18 protein-coding genes, 1 tRNA gene and 2 pseudogenes are annotated in these 21,083 nt (G+C 34.9%); 8 read left to right on the top strand and 13 right to left on the bottom strand.

All coding sequences use genetic code 11. The annotated features are described in order from the left end of the window. The first annotated feature begins 775 nt into the window (after nucleotides 1-775). The 4 genes from PNK_RS12820 to PNK_RS12805 all read left to right on the top strand — a co-directional run bounded on the left by PNK_RS12820 (nucleotide 776) and on the right by PNK_RS12805 (nucleotide 5,176). Nucleotides 776-1,918 (top strand): hypothetical protein, encoded by a 1,143-nt coding sequence (locus PNK_RS12820; protein WP_059062650.1) that lies wholly within the window; start codon nucleotides 776-778, stop codon nucleotides 1,916-1,918. Between the two features lie 26 nt (nucleotides 1,919-1,944). Beyond that, nucleotides 1,945-3,276 carry a hypothetical protein gene (locus PNK_RS12815; protein ID WP_059062649.1) on the top strand — a complete coding sequence of 444 codons (1,332 nt, stop codon included), beginning with the start codon at nucleotides 1,945-1,947 and terminating at the stop codon, nucleotides 3,274-3,276. A 671-nt stretch (nucleotides 3,277-3,947) separates the two neighbouring features. Further along, entirely contained in the window at nucleotides 3,948-4,196 is a 249-nt protein-coding gene (locus PNK_RS13575) for a hypothetical protein (protein WP_158021838.1), read from the top strand. 173 nt (nucleotides 4,197-4,369) lie between these two features. Beyond that, entirely contained in the window at nucleotides 4,370-5,176 is an 807-nt protein-coding gene (locus tag PNK_RS12805) for a tetratricopeptide repeat protein (protein WP_059062645.1), read from the top strand. Between the two features lie 206 nt (nucleotides 5,177-5,382). On the opposite strand, the gene PNK_RS12800 is transcribed toward PNK_RS12805, so the two are convergent. The 3 genes from PNK_RS12800 to PNK_RS13570 form a co-directional block, all read right to left on the bottom strand. Then, nucleotides 5,383-6,258, bottom strand: coding sequence for a DNA/RNA non-specific endonuclease (locus tag PNK_RS12800; RefSeq protein ID WP_059062643.1), 876 nt, complete (start codon nucleotides 6,256-6,258; stop codon nucleotides 5,383-5,385). Nucleotides 6,259-6,576: 318 nt separating this feature from the next. Further along, nucleotides 6,577-6,756, bottom strand: coding sequence for a hypothetical protein (locus tag PNK_RS12795; protein ID WP_059060995.1), 180 nt, complete (start codon nucleotides 6,754-6,756; stop codon nucleotides 6,577-6,579). A 40-nt stretch (nucleotides 6,757-6,796) separates the two neighbouring features. Further along, nucleotides 6,797-6,961 carry a hypothetical protein gene (locus PNK_RS13570; RefSeq protein WP_158021837.1) on the bottom strand — a complete coding sequence of 55 codons (165 nt, stop codon included), beginning with the start codon at nucleotides 6,959-6,961 and terminating at the stop codon, nucleotides 6,797-6,799. A gap of 913 nt (nucleotides 6,962-7,874) precedes the next feature. Between PNK_RS13570 and PNK_RS12790 the strand changes: the two genes are divergently transcribed. Next, a complete protein-coding gene (locus tag PNK_RS12790) occupies nucleotides 7,875-9,812 on the top strand; it encodes a hypothetical protein (RefSeq protein WP_059062640.1) in 1,938 nt (645 codons plus the stop codon). Nucleotides 9,813-9,991: 179 nt separating this feature from the next. Further along, nucleotides 9,992-11,854, top strand: a complete 1,863-nt coding sequence (locus PNK_RS12785) for a coiled-coil domain-containing protein (RefSeq protein ID WP_059062638.1) — start codon at nucleotides 9,992-9,994, stop codon at nucleotides 11,852-11,854. A gap of 384 nt (nucleotides 11,855-12,238) precedes the next feature. Here PNK_RS12785 and PNK_RS12780 read toward each other — a convergent pair whose 3' ends face one another. Further along, nucleotides 12,239-13,489: an IS256 family transposase gene (locus PNK_RS12780; protein WP_059062636.1), complete on the bottom strand. Its 1,251-nt coding sequence runs from the start codon at nucleotides 13,487-13,489 to the stop codon at nucleotides 12,239-12,241. Nucleotides 13,490-13,522: 33 nt separating this feature from the next. After that, nucleotides 13,523-14,158 carry a hypothetical protein gene (locus tag PNK_RS12775; RefSeq protein ID WP_059062634.1) on the bottom strand — a complete coding sequence of 212 codons (636 nt, stop codon included), beginning with the start codon at nucleotides 14,156-14,158 and terminating at the stop codon, nucleotides 13,523-13,525. A gap of 292 nt (nucleotides 14,159-14,450) precedes the next feature. Between PNK_RS12775 and PNK_RS12770 the strand changes: the two genes are divergently transcribed. Then, nucleotides 14,451-15,080 carry a hypothetical protein gene (locus PNK_RS12770; protein ID WP_059062632.1) on the top strand — a complete coding sequence of 210 codons (630 nt, stop codon included), beginning with the start codon at nucleotides 14,451-14,453 and terminating at the stop codon, nucleotides 15,078-15,080. A gap of 119 nt (nucleotides 15,081-15,199) precedes the next feature. Here the strand turns inward: PNK_RS12770 and PNK_RS12765 are convergent. The 5 genes and pseudogenes from PNK_RS12765 to PNK_RS12745 form a co-directional block, all read right to left on the bottom strand. Further along, nucleotides 15,200-15,900: pseudogene (locus tag PNK_RS12765) on the bottom strand (IS256 family transposase); the annotation flags it as partial. Nucleotides 15,901-16,132: 232 nt separating this feature from the next. Continuing rightward, nucleotides 16,133-16,396: a hypothetical protein gene (locus PNK_RS12755; protein WP_059062626.1), complete on the bottom strand. Its 264-nt coding sequence runs from the start codon at nucleotides 16,394-16,396 to the stop codon at nucleotides 16,133-16,135. Nucleotides 16,397-16,437: 41 nt separating this feature from the next. After that, entirely contained in the window at nucleotides 16,438-16,791 is a 354-nt protein-coding gene (locus PNK_RS13245) for a hypothetical protein (RefSeq protein WP_079992981.1), read from the bottom strand. 36 nt (nucleotides 16,792-16,827) lie between these two features. Then, nucleotides 16,828-16,899 (bottom strand) — tRNA-Thr (locus tag PNK_RS12750). Nucleotides 16,900-17,678: 779 nt separating this feature from the next. Beyond that, on the bottom strand, nucleotides 17,679-18,299 hold the full coding sequence (locus tag PNK_RS12745; RefSeq protein WP_059062624.1) for a DNA/RNA non-specific endonuclease: 621 nt from the start codon (nucleotides 18,297-18,299) through the stop codon (nucleotides 17,679-17,681). Between the two features lie 139 nt (nucleotides 18,300-18,438). Between PNK_RS12745 and PNK_RS12740 the strand changes: the two genes are divergently transcribed. Then, nucleotides 18,439-19,482: an F-box-like domain-containing protein gene (locus PNK_RS12740; RefSeq protein ID WP_059062622.1), complete on the top strand. Its 1,044-nt coding sequence runs from the start codon at nucleotides 18,439-18,441 to the stop codon at nucleotides 19,480-19,482. A 3-nt stretch (nucleotides 19,483-19,485) separates the two neighbouring features. Here the strand turns inward: PNK_RS12740 and PNK_RS12735 are convergent, their stop codons facing one another. The 3 genes and pseudogenes from PNK_RS12735 to PNK_RS12725 form a co-directional block, all read right to left on the bottom strand. After that, nucleotides 19,486-20,019 carry a hypothetical protein gene (locus PNK_RS12735; protein WP_059062620.1) on the bottom strand — a complete coding sequence of 178 codons (534 nt, stop codon included), beginning with the start codon at nucleotides 20,017-20,019 and terminating at the stop codon, nucleotides 19,486-19,488. Between the two features lie 57 nt (nucleotides 20,020-20,076). Further along, nucleotides 20,077-20,504, bottom strand: a pseudogene (locus PNK_RS13240) (IS1 family transposase); the annotation flags it as partial. Between the two features lie 70 nt (nucleotides 20,505-20,574). Further along, a complete protein-coding gene (locus PNK_RS12725) occupies nucleotides 20,575-20,937 on the bottom strand; it encodes a transposase (protein ID WP_059062618.1) in 363 nt (120 codons plus the stop codon). Between the last annotated feature and the right edge of the window lie 146 nt (nucleotides 20,938-21,083).

The raw sequence follows: 21,083 nt of genomic DNA, 5'->3' as shown, positions 1-21,083 counted from the left end.
TTATTTTTTATCCGAAAACAAAGAATCTTGGCTCGTTCCTAAGTATAAGAATAAACGTTTGCCTATCATGTTGCACCCTTGAATGGACAGTCGAGCAAGCCTATAAATTTCTCTAATAAATTCGAGACAATTGCTTAGCTGTTTTAGTCAACCACAGTCATAACAAGGTGTAGTGCCGGATACGTTTTGCGTGCTAATACTACAAACCATAACAAACCTAAGTTTGAGAACCTACAAACAACGCTTGTCTCTTCTTTTCTTGGTGCTTAAATCAAGCTCGAGATGTTTTAAACATCTTAATTATAAATACATTAATACTGAAGTGATTTGTTTTTGCGCATCATTTCATCGATTTCAATAAATCCTATCATATTGATGAAAAAGGTCTTATGAAATTTTTAAGACATGGGATTTTCACATATTGATCCGACAAAATTGAAGTGATTTCCATTTTAAAAATCATATGAATTTATATAAACAACTGTTGGTCAGACGATTATAAACTTATGGTTTCGACTCTTGAATTGATATTGAAGCTATTTAAGCAATTTCCTAAATATACATCAATATAGAACAAATACATCTATATGGATGTATTTGTTGCTTTAACAAGCTGCAGAAATCATGATTAGCAGTTCGAACTCAAATTTTTTGGTGGTAAAAACCCACCATCAAATTAAAAACATCATGCATCAGATGCGTCTAGTTAAAGTTTAGAAAAGAAAGAAAAAATTTAAAAAGTGGTTTTAAATCCAATCGACAAGAGGTATCTTGTATGTACGTTCAAAGTCAAAGCTCTATTTATTCGTCTCATCAATTAACGGAAAGCCAAAATGTAGATCCTACATTTTCTGAAATTTATAAAAATGTAAGATCTATTATTTCATCTACTAGTTCAGACGATGAAAAATCAGTTACTATTACAAGAATGTTTATGCAAGTAATCAACAACTGTGAAACAAGTTTGTTTAATCTAACGAGAGAATTAAGAGATTCACAAGAAACTATCAAACGTCTTAAACAGCAAGCTAGCTTAAAAACAAAAGGAGTTGTTAATTATGAATCACAAATCCTTTTATTAGAAAAAAAAATTAAAGAACTCAGCACACGGAGATTTTATCTTTCTTATGAAAATAAGACATTGAGAAGAGAAAGAAAAAAACTTGAGCAAAGTTTTGATCACTTTAAGTCTACAGTCTCGACTCAAAGACAGCAAGACGCTTTGGCTTTTTCTGAGTTAGAAATAATAGCAGAAAAACGAAAGCACGATATGGAAATTCTTTCAGAACAAATTAATGAGTACTCAGCAAGGGTTAATTGCCTTGTTCGGGATAACACTCATTTGCAAGAAAATATTCATAATATTTCCACAGAATTAAATTTATCTCGAGATTGGTCTCTGATGAATCTAGGTAGGTTGGCGGAAGTCACAAGAGAAAAAGATGTTCTTCAGGTCCAGGTAAACGTGCTTGAAGAAAGAATTGAACAAGTTACACAAGAAAGAACAACAGAGGTACAAGTACTACGCGATCGACTAAGAGTATTGAATATCCAAACTAAAGTAGATGAAGAGATAAAAAGAATGAAAATTGCATTTATTAATCATAGTACCATTCAAACCTATAGAGACTGTAAGGGAACAGCCAATTATCTAGCAAACAAATGTTTTCCTTCTTGGTTTACAGATCTAACACCCCCACATGAGGATCTTTCTTCTAAACCAACTACTTCAAAAAATATTTTTACGCGTATGACTGATAGTTTTCTATCAATTGGAAGAGCTAAATATTTAGAGGAATTAATAGCAAAAGAAGCTTTGGAATATCCAAATATATCAGAAAAGAAGCGATTAGATCAATTAATGTATCGAATCGGATATGGGTGTCTTATTCGTCCTGAAGAAGAATACTTAAGATAAATGTAAAATAATTAGAGGAGAAAGAAATGAACACTTACATACCCACTAACCGCGCGATGCTATTATTTGGGCTTCAACAAATAGTTGATGAAGCTTTGAACCCTACGACTGATCTGTTAACTTTACATTCAGAAGGCTGTGTAATCGGAGAAAAAGCACCTCTTTATACTTCTTCTGGTCCCGCACCATCTCAAGAATTGCCTCTTATGCAGCGTATATGGGATGGGGCAGCCCAAGTATCGCATATTAACTTGTCAAATAGAGAAGAAGATTTGGATGACAAAAGTTCAGCCGAAGCTTTAAGAATCATTCGCCTGCGTTTTGGTGATGAAATCCTTCCGTTTTCAGACGAAAAATTCGAGGCATTTCAGAATAGGATTAATCTAGAAGCGGCTATTCAATTAGAGGCTGATCGAGCTCAGATTGAGGCTTCTATTAACAATGAAAGCACATTCTCAATACCAGATTTTGAATCAGGGTCTCTAAATATGAAAGATAGGCTTCTTGAAATTCGAAGAGAACAGGATTCAGTTATGCAGCAATATCATGAAGTGCTGCAAAGGAGCGAGCAAGACATGCTCCTCTTAGATAAACATCAATCTGAATTACAAGAATTACATGTTGAAGTCGAATTAACTCAAAGTTTAGCTCAAGAGCTTAATGAAGATTTGAAAACGATTAATCAAAAGGTAGATGAAATAATTCTAACTGATGAGGCAATACAAGAACAGATAGGCGATGTAAGACGCGTAGCTTCTCAAATTGAATTGGAGCAAGTTGATCTTTCTAATGAGTTACATGCATTAACAGAGGAACTGATAGTTATAGAGGAACGATATGAAAGCATAAAGCGTCAGGAGCCGTTGGAATATCCGCACCATCATGTAATATCCAATTTAGAAAATGCGTTAACTGAGATTTCTACAAACGTTAACACACAAATCCAAGAAACATTGCATAATGTAAGCGAAACATTACCATCTTTCCAAGGATTGCAAGAAACTATTTCAACTTTTCAAGGACAGGTTAAGGAATTACCCTTTCTAATCAAAGATACTATCATGGGTACCATTAAAGAATCTTTTAGAGAAGCAGCCGCTTTTCTTTGGGAAAATTTCACTAATTTAGGTTGGAACACTATCGAAGTTATTTCGAATATTGGGAAGACTATTCTTCAATATCCATTGGCTGCTTGTTCTTATATTTTGAGAAACGTATCTGCCGTTTCTGATCGGATTAATCTACCATTAGCTGTATTAGGTATTCTTTCAGGATGTGCATTTTTAATGACAGGAACTCCTTTTACATTTGGGGTGACTGCTGTTGTCGGCTATCTCTTTATAAAAGGAATGTTTTAGTCTATGATTGAACCACTCTGTCTTTTTAAGGCAGAGTGATTAGAGCATCTTTTGAATTTTTATGTTAATTATTTTTCACTGGAATGAGGAAAAGCCTAATCCAATCACTCTGCAAAACTCGGTACAGTGAGAAATTAATCGAGTAGATTTTGGAAGATTCATTAAATGGATTGATAACTTATGAATGACATTGAAGCAAAGATTATCAGGATTTTAAGAAGTAATCAACAGCAATAAGTGAGACCATTGTCATGGTAAATACAATCACTCTTCTTTTGAAATAATTTCCATCAAATTTAGTTTTTAAATCTCGAAATTGATTCAGGGCGAAGTCAATAAGGATCGGCATGCAAATAGTGATAAGAAGTGAAATGATAAAATATCGCAGCAAAGGAAATGTTGTGAGAACACTTAAAACTAGCTGAGTCATAGTGGTATTAGATCTTTTGGTAAGTGGCATTAAATCATTGTAGCTGAATAAATTTCACACTATAGGAGAATTTATGAAATCAATTGGACAATTTATCTTAGCAGCTTGTTTCTTGACTGTCACCAGTTCTTTTACATCTCAAACTCCTTCGACAACACAAGGAAATGTATTTCATTCTTTTATGTCAGGAAAAATTCAATGCCAATCACAAGTGTAGCAGAATGGCCGATTAACAATTCTCTTGAAAAGTTTATCAAGTAATACTGCTGTTCATTTTAACAGCTTAACACTAGATCCAAAGAAAGAAAAATATGTCTTAAAAGTTTTTATGGTAGTAACAAAATCAGAAAATTCTAAAACTTGTGCTGCTTGGATAGATGCTCAAGAAGTAACCATCATAATCGACCCTATTCCTGTTAAGGAAATGACATTAACCGGAAATGCAGTCTATTCTTCAGGAAAAGCGACAGTTTTAATTTCTGAAACCTGATCCTTTGATGGGAACATAGTACGTCATTCAACCTACGTTGGTTTTTAGATTTGCAACGGTTGCAAATCTAAAATTACCCAAATGGCGATTATCAGGAGAAGGTTATTTATAGATGTTTTTGATGGAAAAATTTATTGTGGTAATCTCCTTTCCAAAATCTCACAGGTCAGTTCATGTTTAAATTTTTTATTCTCCTTTTTTTTTCTCTTTCATTACTAAATTTTTCATCAGTTCAAGGAGTATCTAAATATGGTGTAAAAGAAGGCATTAAAAGAGCAGGTATTTTAAGAAAGATTGAACAAGGAAATAACGACGAAGCCATTGAAGAATTAAAATACTTTGCTGAGAAAGATGACGAAAAAATGCAGTGCGTTTTAGCTCATCTTTACTTAAAGAAAAATGATGTTGAACAAGCGATGCATTGGCTTGAAAAATCTGCACGCCAAGGTTATGGCGAGTCACAGTTTCAGTTGGGAATGCTCTATTCAGATAACTACATTCTCTATTCAAATAAGATCAAAGTAAACCATGAGAAAGCCCGCTTTTGGCTTGAGCATGCGGCAGACCAAGATCACCTATTAGCGCAGTTTTCTTTAGGAAAAATGTATTATGATGGATGTGGGGAGGCTATTCCACAAAATTTCTTGAAAGCGGCTTACTGGTTCAAAAAATCGGCCATACAAGGCTGTGTTGAATCTCAATTTTATTTAGGAATGATGTTCTTTTTTGGTGATGGTGTGGGACAAGATCAAGAACATGCTTTTTATTGGTTTGAAAAAGGAGCTAAGCAAAATCATAATCCATCTGCATGTAACCTAGCACTATGCTACTTGGAAGGTATTGGAACAAAAAAGAACCAGGTAAAAGCTAAAGAGTGGTTGGAAAAGTGTGCCAAGAATGGAAATTTATTAGCACCTATAGTCTTGGAAAAATTAAAAAGGAGAAATAGTGTTTCCGAGCCTGAAAAACCATCAAGTTAAAGTAAATACATGACTTTAGTTGTTATTAAAGAGTTTGAAGTTTCAACAAGAAAATGATGTTGAATTTACTTGGTTTAATTGTTAAAATTTGTTTATCTCGTACGCGCGCGAGTTTCTCTCCGTGTATGCGGGTTTCTTTTGCCATAATCTGAAATCCGCTTAGCTTTTGAATAAGGTAGCAGAATACGGATATAGTCATCAAATTTCTAATTTGTAAAGACAATTCCGGCCGCTTGCTCTACTTTTTGAACAGTTGTTTGGAATTTCTCTAATGGTACATTAGAGTCGATCCGTTCATTCGGCAAAATATAGGCAATATTTACCGATTTCCCCTGTTTTTTCTCTAAGTTTAAAACCTTAAAGAAGTGGGTAGGCACAGCAACGTTATTGGGACCAATCACTTGATATTTAACATAGCGTTTACCATCAGCTTCTTGATAAGGTAGATAAAGTGGTCCTGTAATTACATGTATGCTGTTATACTTTTGCGTTAGATTCCTGACGTGTTTTTCTAATTTAGACCAATATCCCCGATTGAGTTCTGGGCATTGGAGACACATATTAGTCATGAAGAATGTATCAGACATAGCTTTTTCACTTGATCTATGATCAGCTGCTGGTGCCATGTGACCACGGTCAAATCCAAAGCCCTTATAATCGACCAAAGTTGCCTTGAGATGTGCAGGGATGTTATCATCTTCCTTGAAATTAGCATGAGAGCGGTTTGCGTTCACTTGGATACTATCTGCTGAAAGATGCTCGTATACCCAATGTGGGTTACGACGGCTGGCATCATAAGCCAACGAGTAACCTGTTCTGTTGACATGAAAAAAAGATTTAGGTTGATTCACTACAGCTTGATATTTGGTTTCATCTTTCGATTGAAAATGAGAGACTGAGGTTTTTTCAACTTCTATTTTTTTGATAATATTATCAGTGTATGCACGAAAAGTTTGAATATGTTGACTTATGACACCTAAAATGAAGCCACAACCCAGTATGGGAACCCATGATGCTCTAATATGCATTTTTAATTTTTTCGATTTTCCGATTTTCCCAGCCCAATTTTTATGAAATAGCATTTCCTGATTTTAACCTATTTGTTTATTACTATTCGTTGAGATTTTTATTAAAAATGTCATTCTATACTTGAATTCTTAATTTCAGAAGATCAATTTAATTTTTTTTAAGACATTTCATCTCTTTACTGGCACACGAACCTATCCCGATAATATTTTAAGCTTGTCTATCGAGAAGAAGATAAGACTAAATGTTAAAAAGTCTTTCTAATAACAAAGACGTCTTTCCCAGCGAACAACAAGTCGCCTAAATTTTCTTTGTAACCAAGAAATAGCCTCTCAATTTTCCACCTGAATTTGGCTAAGCTGCAAATAATTTTCTCAGCTTTTTAGCGCGCCTATTCTTCTATAAGGAATAAAAGGAAAAATTTTCCTTTCAAGTAATTTATCTCTAAGCTCTTCAGCATCATATCTTTTATGTGCTTCAAAAATAGGAATCAATCCGTTTAGCACATATCTTTGATGAGTAAATTCTTCAATCCCATCTAGGAGCTTATCCACCTGTTGCCTTTCGTCCCCTTTAGCTGAGGTCACTTCAAAGTTAATGAGATTCTGTCAGTAGATGAGTTGTAACGCCTTTTCCTTTATAACCATAATCAATCAACCGGCCTCCTCTATTGCCTGCTGAAAAAAAACCATCTGCAGCTAGTCTTTCAAAATTGAGCAGACTTTGAAGCTCCGCTTGCTCTCTAACAGTCGCAAACATCTTTTCTAGTGTCCCATTTGCTTACCAAATTCCTAACCATCTATGAGTTGCTGATCTTGAAGCCCACTGATCTGCTTTTAGCAAATCGCATCACCTCGCTCCATAATCAAAATCCATAGAAGGCTTATTGCACACCTCTCTCCAGGGAGTATGAGGCTTACCTTTTCCTCTATTTTCAGGTTTTCTAGGCAAAAATATTTCTAATACTTGCCATTGATCGTGACTCAATCCTTCAAATCGATTCCCTTCATCTCTTCCTCTGATTTTCAACGAAAATAAGAGAAAGATAATCTATTCCTTAAAAAATTGCATTATCGGGATAGGTTCACTGTTTTATTTTCATGAATTGGAGTAAAATTTAAACTTACTGAAATTTTTTGCAAAGGTTGAAAAACAGGTAGTGATTTCAAATTATCATTATAATCACAAATAAAGATCTTGATCAGTAAATACCCTCTAGAGATACCCTTATCTATAAGAGATCTTCGAATTCTTTTTTTGGAGCCTTGTGAAATAATTTTATTTTGAGGATCTTCGAGAAATTGCTTTAAACAAGAAAGACATTGAAATTTCTCTTTTCCTTGAGAAGTTGATCCATTTTTCGAGCTGTGAGTGATTGGCTGTAAGGACAGATATCTTCATAAATGCTCCGATGGTAGAGCTATATTTACTCGCCTAACGTCTTAAAATCAATACCTATTTAGGACTACCGATTTTTGGGGTTTATCTAACAAATTTTCTTTTTAAATAAAGATATTTTATTTAGGATAGCTTTCTTTGTTATTTCTGCGTTATCAAACCTGGTGCTGTATAAATGAACTTAAGCCATTGATAAGATGTGATAAGCTTTATTGATTTCCAAAAATTTAAGATATTTTTTTCAATTTAGTTAGTAAATTAAAAGGATAAGTGTATGGTAGATACTATAGGGACTAGAATTAAAGATGATTATCTTAGCACTAGCAACGAAGCTGAAAAAGTCCCTCCTACAAGTCGTCGCTTAATTGAAGGAGTTGAGCAAACGCAGGAGATCGTTTCTCAAGATGGATTAATATCAAAGATTGGATTATCACTAGGAGATCGAATCGAATCTTCGGCTAGTAATAGTGAGGGAGCTTTAAAATCACGTGGTATATATCTTTTTGAGCAATATAGTGATGATGAAATAAATGATGTAATTTCTTGTAGTACTACAACAACTGAATTAAGTGAGGGGATAGAGCAGTCGCAAATTTCTTTCAAACAAGAAAATTCTTTTGACATCGCTAGCATAATGAAGCAGATGCAGGCTAGTATGGATGTTTCTATGAACGAAAAATTAAAGAAGCAGAAGAAAAAAGACAAAGAGAAGCGAAAATTAAGAGATAAAGAAAATTTTGAATCCAAAAAGATACTAGAAGAATCGATTCTACAGCTCCGTAAAGATCATAGTCAACTTCATAAAGATTTTAGTCAACTTCATAAAGATTTTAGTCAACAGCAAAATCAATATCAGCGATTAGAAACAAATTTTAATAAGTTAGAAAATCAAAATAAACAAATTCTCAATGACAATACTGAGTTGAAAAATCGAAATGAAAAATTAGAGAGCCTAAAGCAATATTTAGAAAGCGAAAATCTGAAGCTAAGTAAAGATAACATTGAATTAAAAGAAAAAGTTGCTTCTGATGCTAACACAATAAGCAATTTGAATCTGGAGATTGTTGATAAAGATACTAAAATAGGTAATTTGAATAACGAAGTTGATAATCTAAGCCAACAGAACACAGCTCTAAGCCAACAGACTAGAACTGATGCTAACACAATAAGCAATTTGAACCTGGAGATTGTTGATAAAGATACCAGAATAGGTAATTTGAATAACGAAGTTGATAATCTAAGCCAACAGAATACAGCTCTAAATCAACAGAACACAGCTCTAAGCCAACAGACTAGAACTGATGCTAACACAATAAGCAATTTGAATCTGGAGATTGTTGATAAAGATACTAAAATAGGTAATTTGAATAACGAAGTTGATAATCTAAGCCAACAGAATACAGCTCTAAATCAACAGAATACAGCTCTAAATCAACAGAATACAGCTCTAAATCAACAGAACACAGCTCTAAGCCAACAGACTAGAACTGATGCTAACACAATAAGCAATTTGAACCTGGAGATTGTTGATAAAGATACCAGAATAGGTAATTTGAATAACGAAGTTGATAATCTAAGCCAACAGAACACAGCTCTAAGCCAACGGAATACAGCTCTAAGCCAGCAGACTAGAACCGATGCGAGCACAATATATAATTTAACTTCGCAAGCTCTAACAGATGCTAGGACTATGCTTGATTTTAATAATCAAATAATTGCTTTAGAGCAACAAAAATTAGAACATACTGCGACAATCAATAATTTAACTACGCAGAATGCAAATTTAAACCGTCGACTAATTTCTGAAACTAACCGAGCAGACGTTTTAAACCGAAGAGTAGAAAATAGAGATGAAAGAATAGAAAATCTTACATCTGCTAATCAGGCTCTAATAGAACGCAACCGAAATACGAATCTTCTATTGAATATCGCTCTTGAAACGCAAGATTTAAATGTAGACCAAATACTACAAAGTTTTGGCCTTCAACAAGATGCATATATCAATCTTTCTCACAAAGACAAATTAGACAAAATTATAGATGCCTACAGCCTAAGAATTAATCAGGCTTTGAAAGAAAATGGTATTCCTTTTGATCAGTATCAGAACTTAACAAACGAGCAAAAAGTAGGTTTACTGACATCTAAAGTAAATTCAATGACGCAACCTTCATGGTTTTGGAGTTTATTCAATATTTTTGGACGAAGAAGATAAAAGATTAATTTTATTCTTTGCTAGAGTATATTGAAATGGCTTTGTTGAATAAATCAATTTAAAATTGTGGATATGAGTGAAAAAATTACAGATTATCAATAACTTAAGTTGATTTATTTAACACAGAGCCATAAATTTAATGATAAAATTTTTATATAGTTTTCAAATGGAGTCTATTAATGCGTAACAACTGTGCTATAGAAGCTAAGCGCTTTTATAATTCTGACTATACACAAATGAGTTATGAAGACTTCATGAAAAAATATCGAGATTCTGATGATAGGTCTTGTATTGATGCAAGGCGGTTTACAGAATTAGCTGTTCTCATTATCTCTTCTTTTTCTAAATCTTTTTCACAATTAAATGTAGCAATTCCTGCATTATGTGAATCAATAGCCTCTTCTAAAAGATATCGTAAATTTAAAAAAATGAATTCAGCTCATATAAAAGAGATGAAAAGAAAAGAAATCAAAAAGCGGCAAGCAATAAATGACGTGGTTTCTTGTAGTACTACAGCAACTGAATTAAGTGAATTTATAGAGCAGCCGCAAATTTCTTTTAAACAGGAAACTTCTTTTGACATCGCTAGCATAATAAAGCAGTTGCAAGCTAGTATGGATGTTTCTATGAACGAAAAATTAAAGAAACAGAAGAAAAAAGACAAAGAGAAGCAAAAATTAATAGATAAAGAAAATTTTGAATCCAAAAAGATACTAGAAGAATCGATTCTACAGCTCCATAAAGATCTTAGTCAACAGCAAAATCAATATCAGCGATTAGAAAAGGCAGAAACCGAGCGTCGTAGAGAGATGGATGAATTAAAAAGCGTGCAAGCCTATATTCGTATAGAGCAAACTGAGCGTCGTAGAGAGATGGGTGAATTAGAAAACGCACAAGCCGAGCGTCGTAGAGAGATGAATGAATTAGAAAACGCACAAGCAAAAAATAGCATAGGCATTAGGCAATTAGAAACAAACGTTCATGAATTAGAAACAAACATTGTTCAATTAGAAACAAACGTGCATAAATTAAAAAGCGCACAGAATGAATTAGAAAACGCACAAGCAAAGAATAGCATAGGCATTAGGCAATTAGAAACAAACGTCCATGAATTAGAAACAAACATTGTTCAATTAGAAACAAACGTGCATAAATTAAAAAGCGCACAGAATGAATTAGAAAACGCACAGAATGAATTAGAAAACGCACAAGCAAAGAATAGCATAGGCATTAGGCAATTAGAAACAAACGTCCATGAATTAGAAACAAACATTGTTCAATTAGACACAAACGTGCATAAATTAAAAAGCGCACAGAATGAATTAGAAAACGCACAGAATGAATTAAAAAGCGCACAGAATGAATTAAAAAGCGCACAGAATGAATTAGAAAACGCGCAAGCAAAAAATAGCATAGGCATTACGCGATTAGAAACAAACGTCCATGAATTAGAAACAAACATTGTTAAATTAGAAACAAACGTGCATAAATTAAAAAGCGCACAGAATGAATTAAAAAGCGCACAGGATGAATTAGAAAACGCGCAAGCAAAAAATAGCATAGGCATTAGGCAATTAGAAAAAGCACAAGCCGAGCGTACCATAGCGATTAGGGAATTACAAACAAACATCAGTAGATTAGCAAACTTACAAGCCCAGAATCCTATAGAAATGAATCAATTAGAAGCAGATATCAGGCCTATAGAAGAGCAAATTTTTGTAGAACTAGAAGAAAATATTGGAGTAGTTGAAAGAGCAAAAAGAGCTCTTCTGCTTAAAGTAGAAGAAAGTGATGACACAGAGCAGGAACAAGTAAACGAAGAAGTGATTGTAACAGACATTCAAGTAGAAAACCTTGAAGTAAAACAAGAAATTTCTGTTAGACAAGAACCTTTTGTATCTGAGCCACATTATCCTTTACAAGCGCCAATACAAACCAAAGAATCAATATCTATTCTCCATTATCTATTCAAAATCTTTTCTCGATTTCCCTTGGAAAGTATGAATAACTTATTCAACAGGTTAATTAATTTAAAAAAATAGAGATATGGCAAGAGAGTGGCTAGTTGCGATTGTCCCGAGTCGCTTATAAAATCAAAAACCGCTAGCCTGAAAGATCGCGTTGCTCTCGAAAAAATCTTCAAAGGGTATCTAGGTGATCATGTTACTTTTTAAAGCAACTGCTAGATACCCTCTCAGACTAACGGATAGTACTAAGCTGGCACGTCCTGTCCAACGATGTCAGGATCTGATGAAACACCAGTCCGCTGGACTAATGGTGGGATAACAATTTCCTGATCAAAAAGCTTACCTATTGCTTTCTACATTAATAACTTTCGCATTTTCATCGAATTTACCCTCGTGTTTGTAATTGGCAGAGATATTGTCAAAAGTTGTGTATGAGCGTTCCTCAATTTGTTTTGATTTTTACGCTATTTGCTCTTGATCTTTGACTTCTTCTCCGTCCTTAAATGGCACCCCTTTGATGACTTTGCTAATTAATTCATGACCTTTTAATCGTTTCCAATGCTTCTCTGCTGAGATTGCTAGTTTATAGACCATTGTAAGAGTTGCTAGTCTTGATCCACATCCTTTCGTTTGCCTAGTTCGATGCCGAATCGTCGCAAATGTCGACTCAATTGGGTTCGTTGTTCTGATATGTTGCCAATGCATGGCTGGAAAATCATAAAAAGTCATGAGCTCTTGCTTATCTTTTAATAAACACTCGCAAGCTTTCGGATATTTTGCCTCATAAACCTTGATAAAAACATCAAATGCTCTTAAGCCTTCTTGTTTGGTTGGGGCCATATAAATATCATGAACCAGCTTTTTAGCGTGTGTTTGCACTCGCTTAGGCATCTTATCTAAAACATTGGCTGTTTTGTGCACCCAACATCTTTGCTCGCTTGTTTCTGTGAATTCTTCTTCTAGAGCTGCCCAAAATCCTAACGCTCCATCTCCTATCGCTAGCTTAGGAGGAGTACTTAACCCTCTTATCTTCAAATCCTGCAACACTTCTTTCCAGGACAGCTTGCTCTCTCTTACCCCATCATGAATGGCAACAAGCTCTTTTTTACCATTATCTAACGCCCCAATGATCACAAGAAGGCAAGGACGATCTTCGCTTAAGCGAATGTTAAAATAAATGCCATCTACCCAAAAATAGACATACTGCTTCTCTCTTAAATCTCTTCCTTGCCATTCCTTAAAGTCTTTTTCCCAGCCTTCCTTTAATCTAACAATATTAGTTGGCGACAGCCCTTTAGCATTTTCTCCAAGGATAGCTTCTAATGCTTCCCCAAAATCACCTGTTGAGATTCCTTTAAGGTAAAGTGCTGGAATCAAAGCATCTAAGCTTGATGTTCTCCTTAGATAAGGCGGCAAAATCTGACTGCTGAACTTCTGATCTTTTCTTTTATCTCGAACTCTTGGTTGTTTAACTAAGACTTCGCCAATGCCCGTTTGAATAAAGCGCTCTGGTAGATAACCGTTACGGGTAACAACTCTTCTATTCTCTTCTGTCTTAAGTCCTTTAAATTGTTCGATATAATCTTGAATTTCATTTTCAATCGCCTGCTCTAGAAGCTTTCTAGCTCCTTCTCTTAGCACTTCCTCTAAAGAATTTTTAAATTCAATTGATGGTCGATTTTTATCTTCTAAAATGAGATTCTCTTTCATGAGCGTTCCTCTTTTGAAATTTTTGATTGGTACTCAAAACTTCATTGAGGTTACGCTCATCTTATCTCCAAATCCACAACTTTTGATAATATCTCCTTCAACCCCATCTAAACTCATGAAATGCTTTTCAATTGCTTGGTTTAAATGATGCTCATCTATTTCAATTCCATGTCTAGAAGTATAATTAACCATATCATCTTTCAATTCTGAAACATCGTTGCGTATCTGTGCCAGGTTTTGCGCATTGTTAGCTGTATCTTGTTCAACTAATTCACTAATGTGATCATGGGAGATTTCTTTTTCTTGAACATTGTCTTGATCCTGACTAGCTATTTCGTTATTCGTCTCTGATTCTTCATTAGCAGCAAAGACATCGTTCCATAAATCATCTATAGTATCATCAATTGGATCGCCATTAATTCCAACTTCGTCTAGCTTACCTTCTTTGTAAACGTGTTCTTTACCGGGTTTGATTGTATCATCAACTTGCGAAGGAATTTCTGTTAACGAGAGAAAAAAAGATCCTGGGTGATGAAGAAGGTTGGCAATATTGTCTTTTGTAAAGCTGGCTTTTTGATTAAGAGAACCTAAAAGATTGGATGTGGATGAGTGACCTGAAGAATCATCTGGTAGACGGAAGCTATTCGAACCAATATTATTAATATTCATAAACAAACTCCTCCTCACCATTAGAAATCTAAGCGAAGTTTTTTATGCTATAAGAGGTGTTTACAAAATATGATCAAGTTTATTTACTGCTATAAAAATGGTCTCTTTTAATCGGAGAGCACTTTAATGATTATAGCATTTTTGACTTTTATTCGTAAAAAAAGCAAAGCATTTATTTTAATTAATTTTCTTGACAAATAAGATCTAGGCTGGAAAACTTCTTAATCAAGAATAGGTTAAGAGTTTATATTTAAAAAACATCTAGCTTTCACTAATTAACAAGGAAATTGTTATGTTATCTTCAACTGTTGGTAGTTATGGCAGAACTCAAGTAGTAGTTCCTGAGGATGAACTTAATGAACTTAAAACTAAAATGAAAGGAACTTTGCGTTCTTACCTGATTCACAAGAAGGAACTCGAAACAAATTTACAGAAACTATCGCTTCATACACAACAGAAAGAACAAGCTGAAGCAGAACTCAAACTGGCTAAAGAAAGAGCTCTTGCTAGCCAAGAAAAAGCAAAGATTAGTAAAGCAAATTTAGACACAAAAACGTCTGTATTGATTACAGGTCTTTTTGCTGCCACATTTGGTAAAAAAATAGATCCAAGTAAAGCTAGTGAAATGGTATCTCAATATTGTTTAGATGAGGCTTTTACTATAGAAATAGAAAAAAAAGCTTGCCATGTTATTTCTACATCACCCTTCGTTCAATATTTAAAAGCAAATTCAGATGTTAAAACCTGTGATTTCCGACGTTTTGCGACAATTACAGATGTTAAAACTTTAGCTGACTACCTACAAAGTTCTTCTTCATCGGTCACATCAGTCATTATCAAACAAAGTATTTCTGCAAACGATAAAGACATTTTAGACAAAGCTGCTTCTATTAAAAAAACTATGAAAGTTCAATACGCTTAAGTTTTATCAATCATTCATGTCGATCAACAGATAAACTAGTTGATCGATATTCGTCTCTTGATAAATCAAATAAAAATTTAAATCCTAGCCGAGTATGTCAATTTTTCTGTGTAAATCGTTTAGCTATTAGCTATACCCAGCCTATCCCCATAAGCAAGCGCTAAATGAGAAATAGCCGTTTCACATTCCCTATTCGGCATAGTCCCTTTCTTAGAGATATCTCTGGCAGCTAAAAAAAGCATTTTAAATAAAGCTTCATCAGAGGGAAAAACAGCCTTATTTTTAGTGACCTTTCTAAATTGCCTATGAAGGGATTCTAGAGCATTAGTGGTATAAATAATACGACGAATTTGATTAGAAAATTCAAAAAACGTTTTCAGATTTTCCCAATGAAATACCCATGGCTTGACTGCTAAAGGATAGCTGGCGTCCCATTTTTGCTGCAATCGCTCAAGATTGTGTTCAGCTAAATCCAAAGTAGTGGCTCCGTAGATAGCTTTTAGGTCGTTCATGAATTCTTTTACATGCTTTGTTGGAATATATTTGATAGAATTACTAATCATATGAATCACACAAAGCTGAATTTTCACCTCTAGAAAAAGAGCTCTTATTGCATCTGGAATAGCTTTTAAGCCATCTATGCAAGCAATTAGGATATCTTTTACTCCAAGGCTTTGCAACTCAGTGCACACCTTAAGCCAAAATTTAGCTCCTTCTGATTCTCCTATCCAAAGTCCTAAAATATGCTTTTTCCTTCTATGTCTATTCCTAAACAGGTATAAGCCGACTTTGAGACAACCTTACTTCCATCTTTAATCTTATTTGACCCATTCTTATAAACCTTTGTAAACGTCTTTCCTTGCATCGACATCAACAATTAGTATATAATGCGATATTTACCACATCTAACACGATACGAATCTTCTACTCCCTTTAGTTTTTTCACCTCGTGAGGACGAGGATCTTTTGATAGAGATTTAATCTTAATTACTATTGAATCCTGATCACGTTTAGGAATTTTTGCCATTATTTTTTCAAGATCGCAATCGTAATTAATCTTGTACATCTACATCATCCCAACCTAAACGTTTCATCATCTCTTCATGAGAGATAGTTTTAGAGCCATTTTTAACAAAACGTTCGTGCGCTGCTTTCGCATCTCTACAATCTTGTTCGTATTCTAAAGCTTCTAATTTTTCACGTATTGCAATTGTAGCAAGCTCTGTTACGCTCATTCCTTGGTCTATTGCACATTTTTTAAGGCAAATATGAATATTAGAAGGAAGATTAAAATTAATTCTGCTTGTTTTTTCCATATTAACCCCCCTTGGTTACTTTTATCATAACATATATATATTTACGTAAATACATATTTAGTATAACCTTTTGGTAAATACTTAGATTCTTCTGGAACATAGTATTCACATAGACATTTATACGTCTCTAAGTCAGGAATTTTATCATTTGCCCATAGCCAATGACGTGCATAATCGTCAAAATCCAGCTCGTAGCCGACACAATATTCTCTTCCTTTGATCTTTTTAAGTAATGTTTTAGTGTTTTTTAAACTTTCAATTGATTCTCGCGCAGGCCAGTAATGAGCAAGAATAATACGATGAAGATATACCATTGCTTTTTGATAAAGATGTTTCGCCTTACTTAATTCCTCATAACCTATTTGCTTAAGTTTTTCTCTTTCTTTGTACTCCATATTATCAGACCCGATCTGAATGCTTTTCGAATAATTTGCTTATTGAGGGATTTGAACCCCCAACCTTCAGTTTACAAAACTGCTGCTCTACCATTGAGCTAAACAAGCACCGGGCTTAGAGAGAATCGAAATCTAGTATCTTCTTAGACAGAGAAGTATCTTAGCCACTAGACGATAAACCCTTAGTCAATTCTTCCATTTTTTGCCAAAGTCTTGGATATCTCATTTTGATCGTACAAAACTTTCCCGCATAACGTTCTGCAATCTTAGAAATCAAATAAACCGTACGAATTATACGCACGTTTTGAGTATTTTCTTTTCCTACTTCGTTTGTAACCGGCTGTGTTGAAAAAATTACTCTGAAGAGTTGAGAGAAATGCTGAAAAAAAAGAAACTCCTTGTTCCTCGGCCAAGAGAAAACAAAAGAGTTTCGGATGCGCGAACGCAATTGGTCTTATTATAACAAACAGCTGGTTCAAAGGGGAAGCTTAACTTTTCTAATCGATCCAAAATATTCAAATCCTTAAATGCTCCAGCTAAAAAGAAGCGAAAAGGAAGGCCTATTGAATTCTCTCATTCCTTAATTTTGCTGCTTATTATGGTCTAGATTCACTATAGATTGAGGGTTGGCCGGGATTCTGAGGAAAGGCTTTGGCTTGCCTGTACCTTCTCGAATCATAGCTCCGACTTAAGCTCTGATTTGGCCATTTTCCTCAGATCCCGGCCAACCCTCTGATAAAACAAAAATTACAATCTATCAATAGAGCTAGATAAGTTACGTAAATAATGCACATTAATTCCTATGGTGAACATGTTTATATTATCAGACGTTTGTGGCGCATTGAGATTGCTTTTAAACTTCACTTCTCTTAAGGAAGTACTCTAATTTACTTTCTCATGTTGTTATACTGTTGCGTTAGATCCCTGACGTGTTTCTCTAATTTAGACCAGTATCCCCGATTGAGTTCTGGGCATTGGGGACACATATTAGTCATGAAGAATGTGTGACACAGAGCTCTTTCACTTGATCTATGATCCGCAGCGGGTGCCATATGGCCACGATCAAATCCACAGCCTCTATAATCGACCAAAGTTGCTCTGAGATGAGGTGGAATATTATCATCTTCTTTGAAATTAGCATGAGAGCGATTTGCGTTTCCTTGAATACTATCTGTTGTAAGATGTTCGTATACCCATTGTGGGTTGCGGCGACTGGCATCGTAAGCCAAAGCATAGCCCGATCTGTCGATACGAAAAAATGATCTAGGTTGATTCATTGCAGGTTGGTATCCAGTTTCACCATTTGGCTGAAAATGAGGAGCTGAGGTTGTTTCAACTTCTATCTTTTTGATAACGGTATCGGTATATGCACTAAAAGTTTGAATATGTTGACTTATGACACCTAAAACGAAGCCACAGCCAATCAAAGGAATCCATGATGCTTTAAAAGATAAGCCTAGATTTTTCGATATCACGAATTTTCCCTTCAATTTTTTTTGAAATTGCATTTTTGTATTTTGAACCTATTTATTGATTAATATTTATTCATTGCAAACCTTCATTCACAATGATACTAGTAATTAAAAATTGACTTATTATTTATTTTTGATAAAATATTGAAGTATTTTATAAATAAGGATGTTCTAAATGAATAATGTCTCTACAACTGTTACAATTCATACTCTTCCATACGAAGTTCTAGAGTCTATATTATCTTATACGAACTATCCCTCTGCAATTTCACTCGTTTGTAAAGAGTGGTACGAGATTTCTCAAAATCCTCAAACAGCCCTTGCTCTTTTGAAAGATCGTAAAATTCGATTGGGGATCGAAGAGGTTTTTGAGAAGAGTAAGTATACAGATAATAAAGATAGAGTCACTGAGATACAAACACTTTTTCTGACTAGGCTCCGCCTGACTTTGAACGAATCCTTAATTACAGACGAGCAATTTAATCTTTTCAAATCATTACCCCCTTCTACCGGCACATTTTTGCATTTTAATGAATTGGAGCAAGATTTAAACTTGTTGAAATTGTTTGCTGTACTTGAAAAGCAAGTAAAGGATTCACTGATAAAACCTCAAAATTCCGCTGAAGAAAAAGGATCTGTTCATCAGCAAGCTAATCATATTCGTGAGATTTTAAAACAAAATCCAGCCGCTTTGAAAACAATTACTGAAATTGATTTATCTCAGACTGGGATGACAGTTGTACCTGAAGAACTTAATTTATTGACAGAGGTGACTTCTGTTTCTTTGGACAATAATAACATTCACATGCTACCAACCAATTTCGGATCAGCTTGGGCTAAGTTGACGAGTTTACATCTGGGATTCAATCGAATTGAGCGCCTCCCTGCAAACTTCGGCCAAGAGTGGGTAGAATTAAAATCGTTGAATCTATCACATAATGCTCTAACTTCTCTTCCAGATCAATTTGGTATGACTTGGTCAAAGATCTTTAAAATTGGACTAGAAAAAAATAAGATAGCAAGCATCCCTTCCAAGTTTGGCGCGGCATGGAATAATGTTAATGTCATCAATCTATCCAGTAATCTTTTGGACCACTTGCCGGAAAAATTTGGAGCAAATTGGATAAAGCTTCAATGCTTTGAAGTTCACAAGAATCATTCAGTAATCGATGTTGCACAATTAAAGAAACAGTGGCCAAGGATTATCATTTGCAAATAAGTGTTATCCTCCTTGAATCAACCGGCGGCATTGACTTTTCAAATCCTTGAAAAAAACAGAATCAGAAGCGACTAAGCAGATGGTTCCGTGTTCTGTCTCAACAGAGTTTAGCGATTCTAAGATACTTAAGCATTCTTCAGGTTTAAGATGACCTTGATTGATTTGCTCGCGAAGCGTATTTTGGAGCGTCTTCATATCCCCTTCATTCATTTTACCTTGAGTATTTTGGGAATTCTTATTGAATTGGCATGTAATTGACAATCCGTTCATTAAAGGAATTGTAATGGTCCCGGCTGTTTTGGAAGGGCGTCCGCCATATCCCATTGCTTGTGAGACTACGCCGAAAGTATAACCTCCCCAACCAGTAGAGGTAGTATTATAAGTGACTTTTATTTCACTTAAATTTGACGTCTTTTTGACTACACCAATTTCTTCATTTGTGAAATGATTTTGAGCAAATTTGTAAATTCTTCTGCTATAGTGAGTAATTGCAGCTACTGCAAATCCAGTAGGAACGCTAAGGACTCCCGCTCCCAATGGAATGGCTAGGGTAGCAGCGCTAGTACCAACAAAGATAGAGGTATTTCGGTAGCCCTAAATATGTAGTGATTTCAAATTTTTGTTATAATCACAGATAAACATTTTTATCGCACCTATGTGGTTCTCAAGTTTCTTTGAAAATGACAAAGCTTTTCTGACTAATCTTGAACATCTCTGTCTGAGCGTGCAATTAAATCTTTCAATGTAACTTGTCTTCCCAGATTCTTTGCCGACAGCACTATGTTGCGACCATGGGATAACTTCATAGTAAACCGAGAACTTATCTGTGTAAAAGTGGGCTTTTTTTTTAATTCTTCGGGCAGCTTTGCCATTAGAGCCTCTCCCGCAGCCTTATTCCGCTTACCGACATGGAATGCCAAAATCTGCCGAGTTGAAGAATGCATAACAAGCCATAACCATTGATCATTACTTTTGCTTCCCACAAAACTCCACATCTCATCTCCTTTAGCCGAGGTCACTTCAAAGTTAATAGGGTTGCCATTGCCATCTGTCAGTAGATGAGTTGTAACGCCTTTTCCTTTATAACCATAATCAATCAGCTGACCTCCTCCTTTTCCTGCTGAAAAAAAAACCATCTGCAGCCAGTCTTTCAAAATTGAGGAGACCTTCAAGCTCAGCCTGCTCTCTAACTGCTGTCAACATCTTTTCTAGTGTCCCATTTGCCTGCCAAATTCCTAACCATCTATGAGTTGCTGATCTTGAAGCCCACTGATCTCCTTTTGGCAAATCGCACCACCTAGCTCCATTAATCAAAATCCATAGAAGGCTATTGCATACCTCTCTCCAGGGAGTATGAGGCTTACCTTTTCCTCTCTTTTCAGCTTCTCCGGGCAAAAATATTTCTAATACTTGCCATTGATCATCACTCAATCCTTCAAATCGGTTTTCTTTCATATCTTCCTCTAATTTTCAACGAAAATAAGAGAAAGATAACCGATTCCTTAAAAAATTGCATTATCGGGATAGGTTCCTGAGATAGTTTCATAGGTTCTTTTTTAATTTACAAAGAATTTGTTTTGAATTAGAATTGATTGAATTAA

Origin of the sequence: Candidatus Protochlamydia naegleriophila, assembly GCF_001499655.1 — a bacterium.
Lineage (GTDB): Bacteria > Chlamydiota > Chlamydiia > Chlamydiales > Parachlamydiaceae > Protochlamydia > Protochlamydia naegleriophila.
Note: the sequence above shows the minus strand (reverse complement) of the source record. Positions and strands in the feature narration are given on the sequence as shown.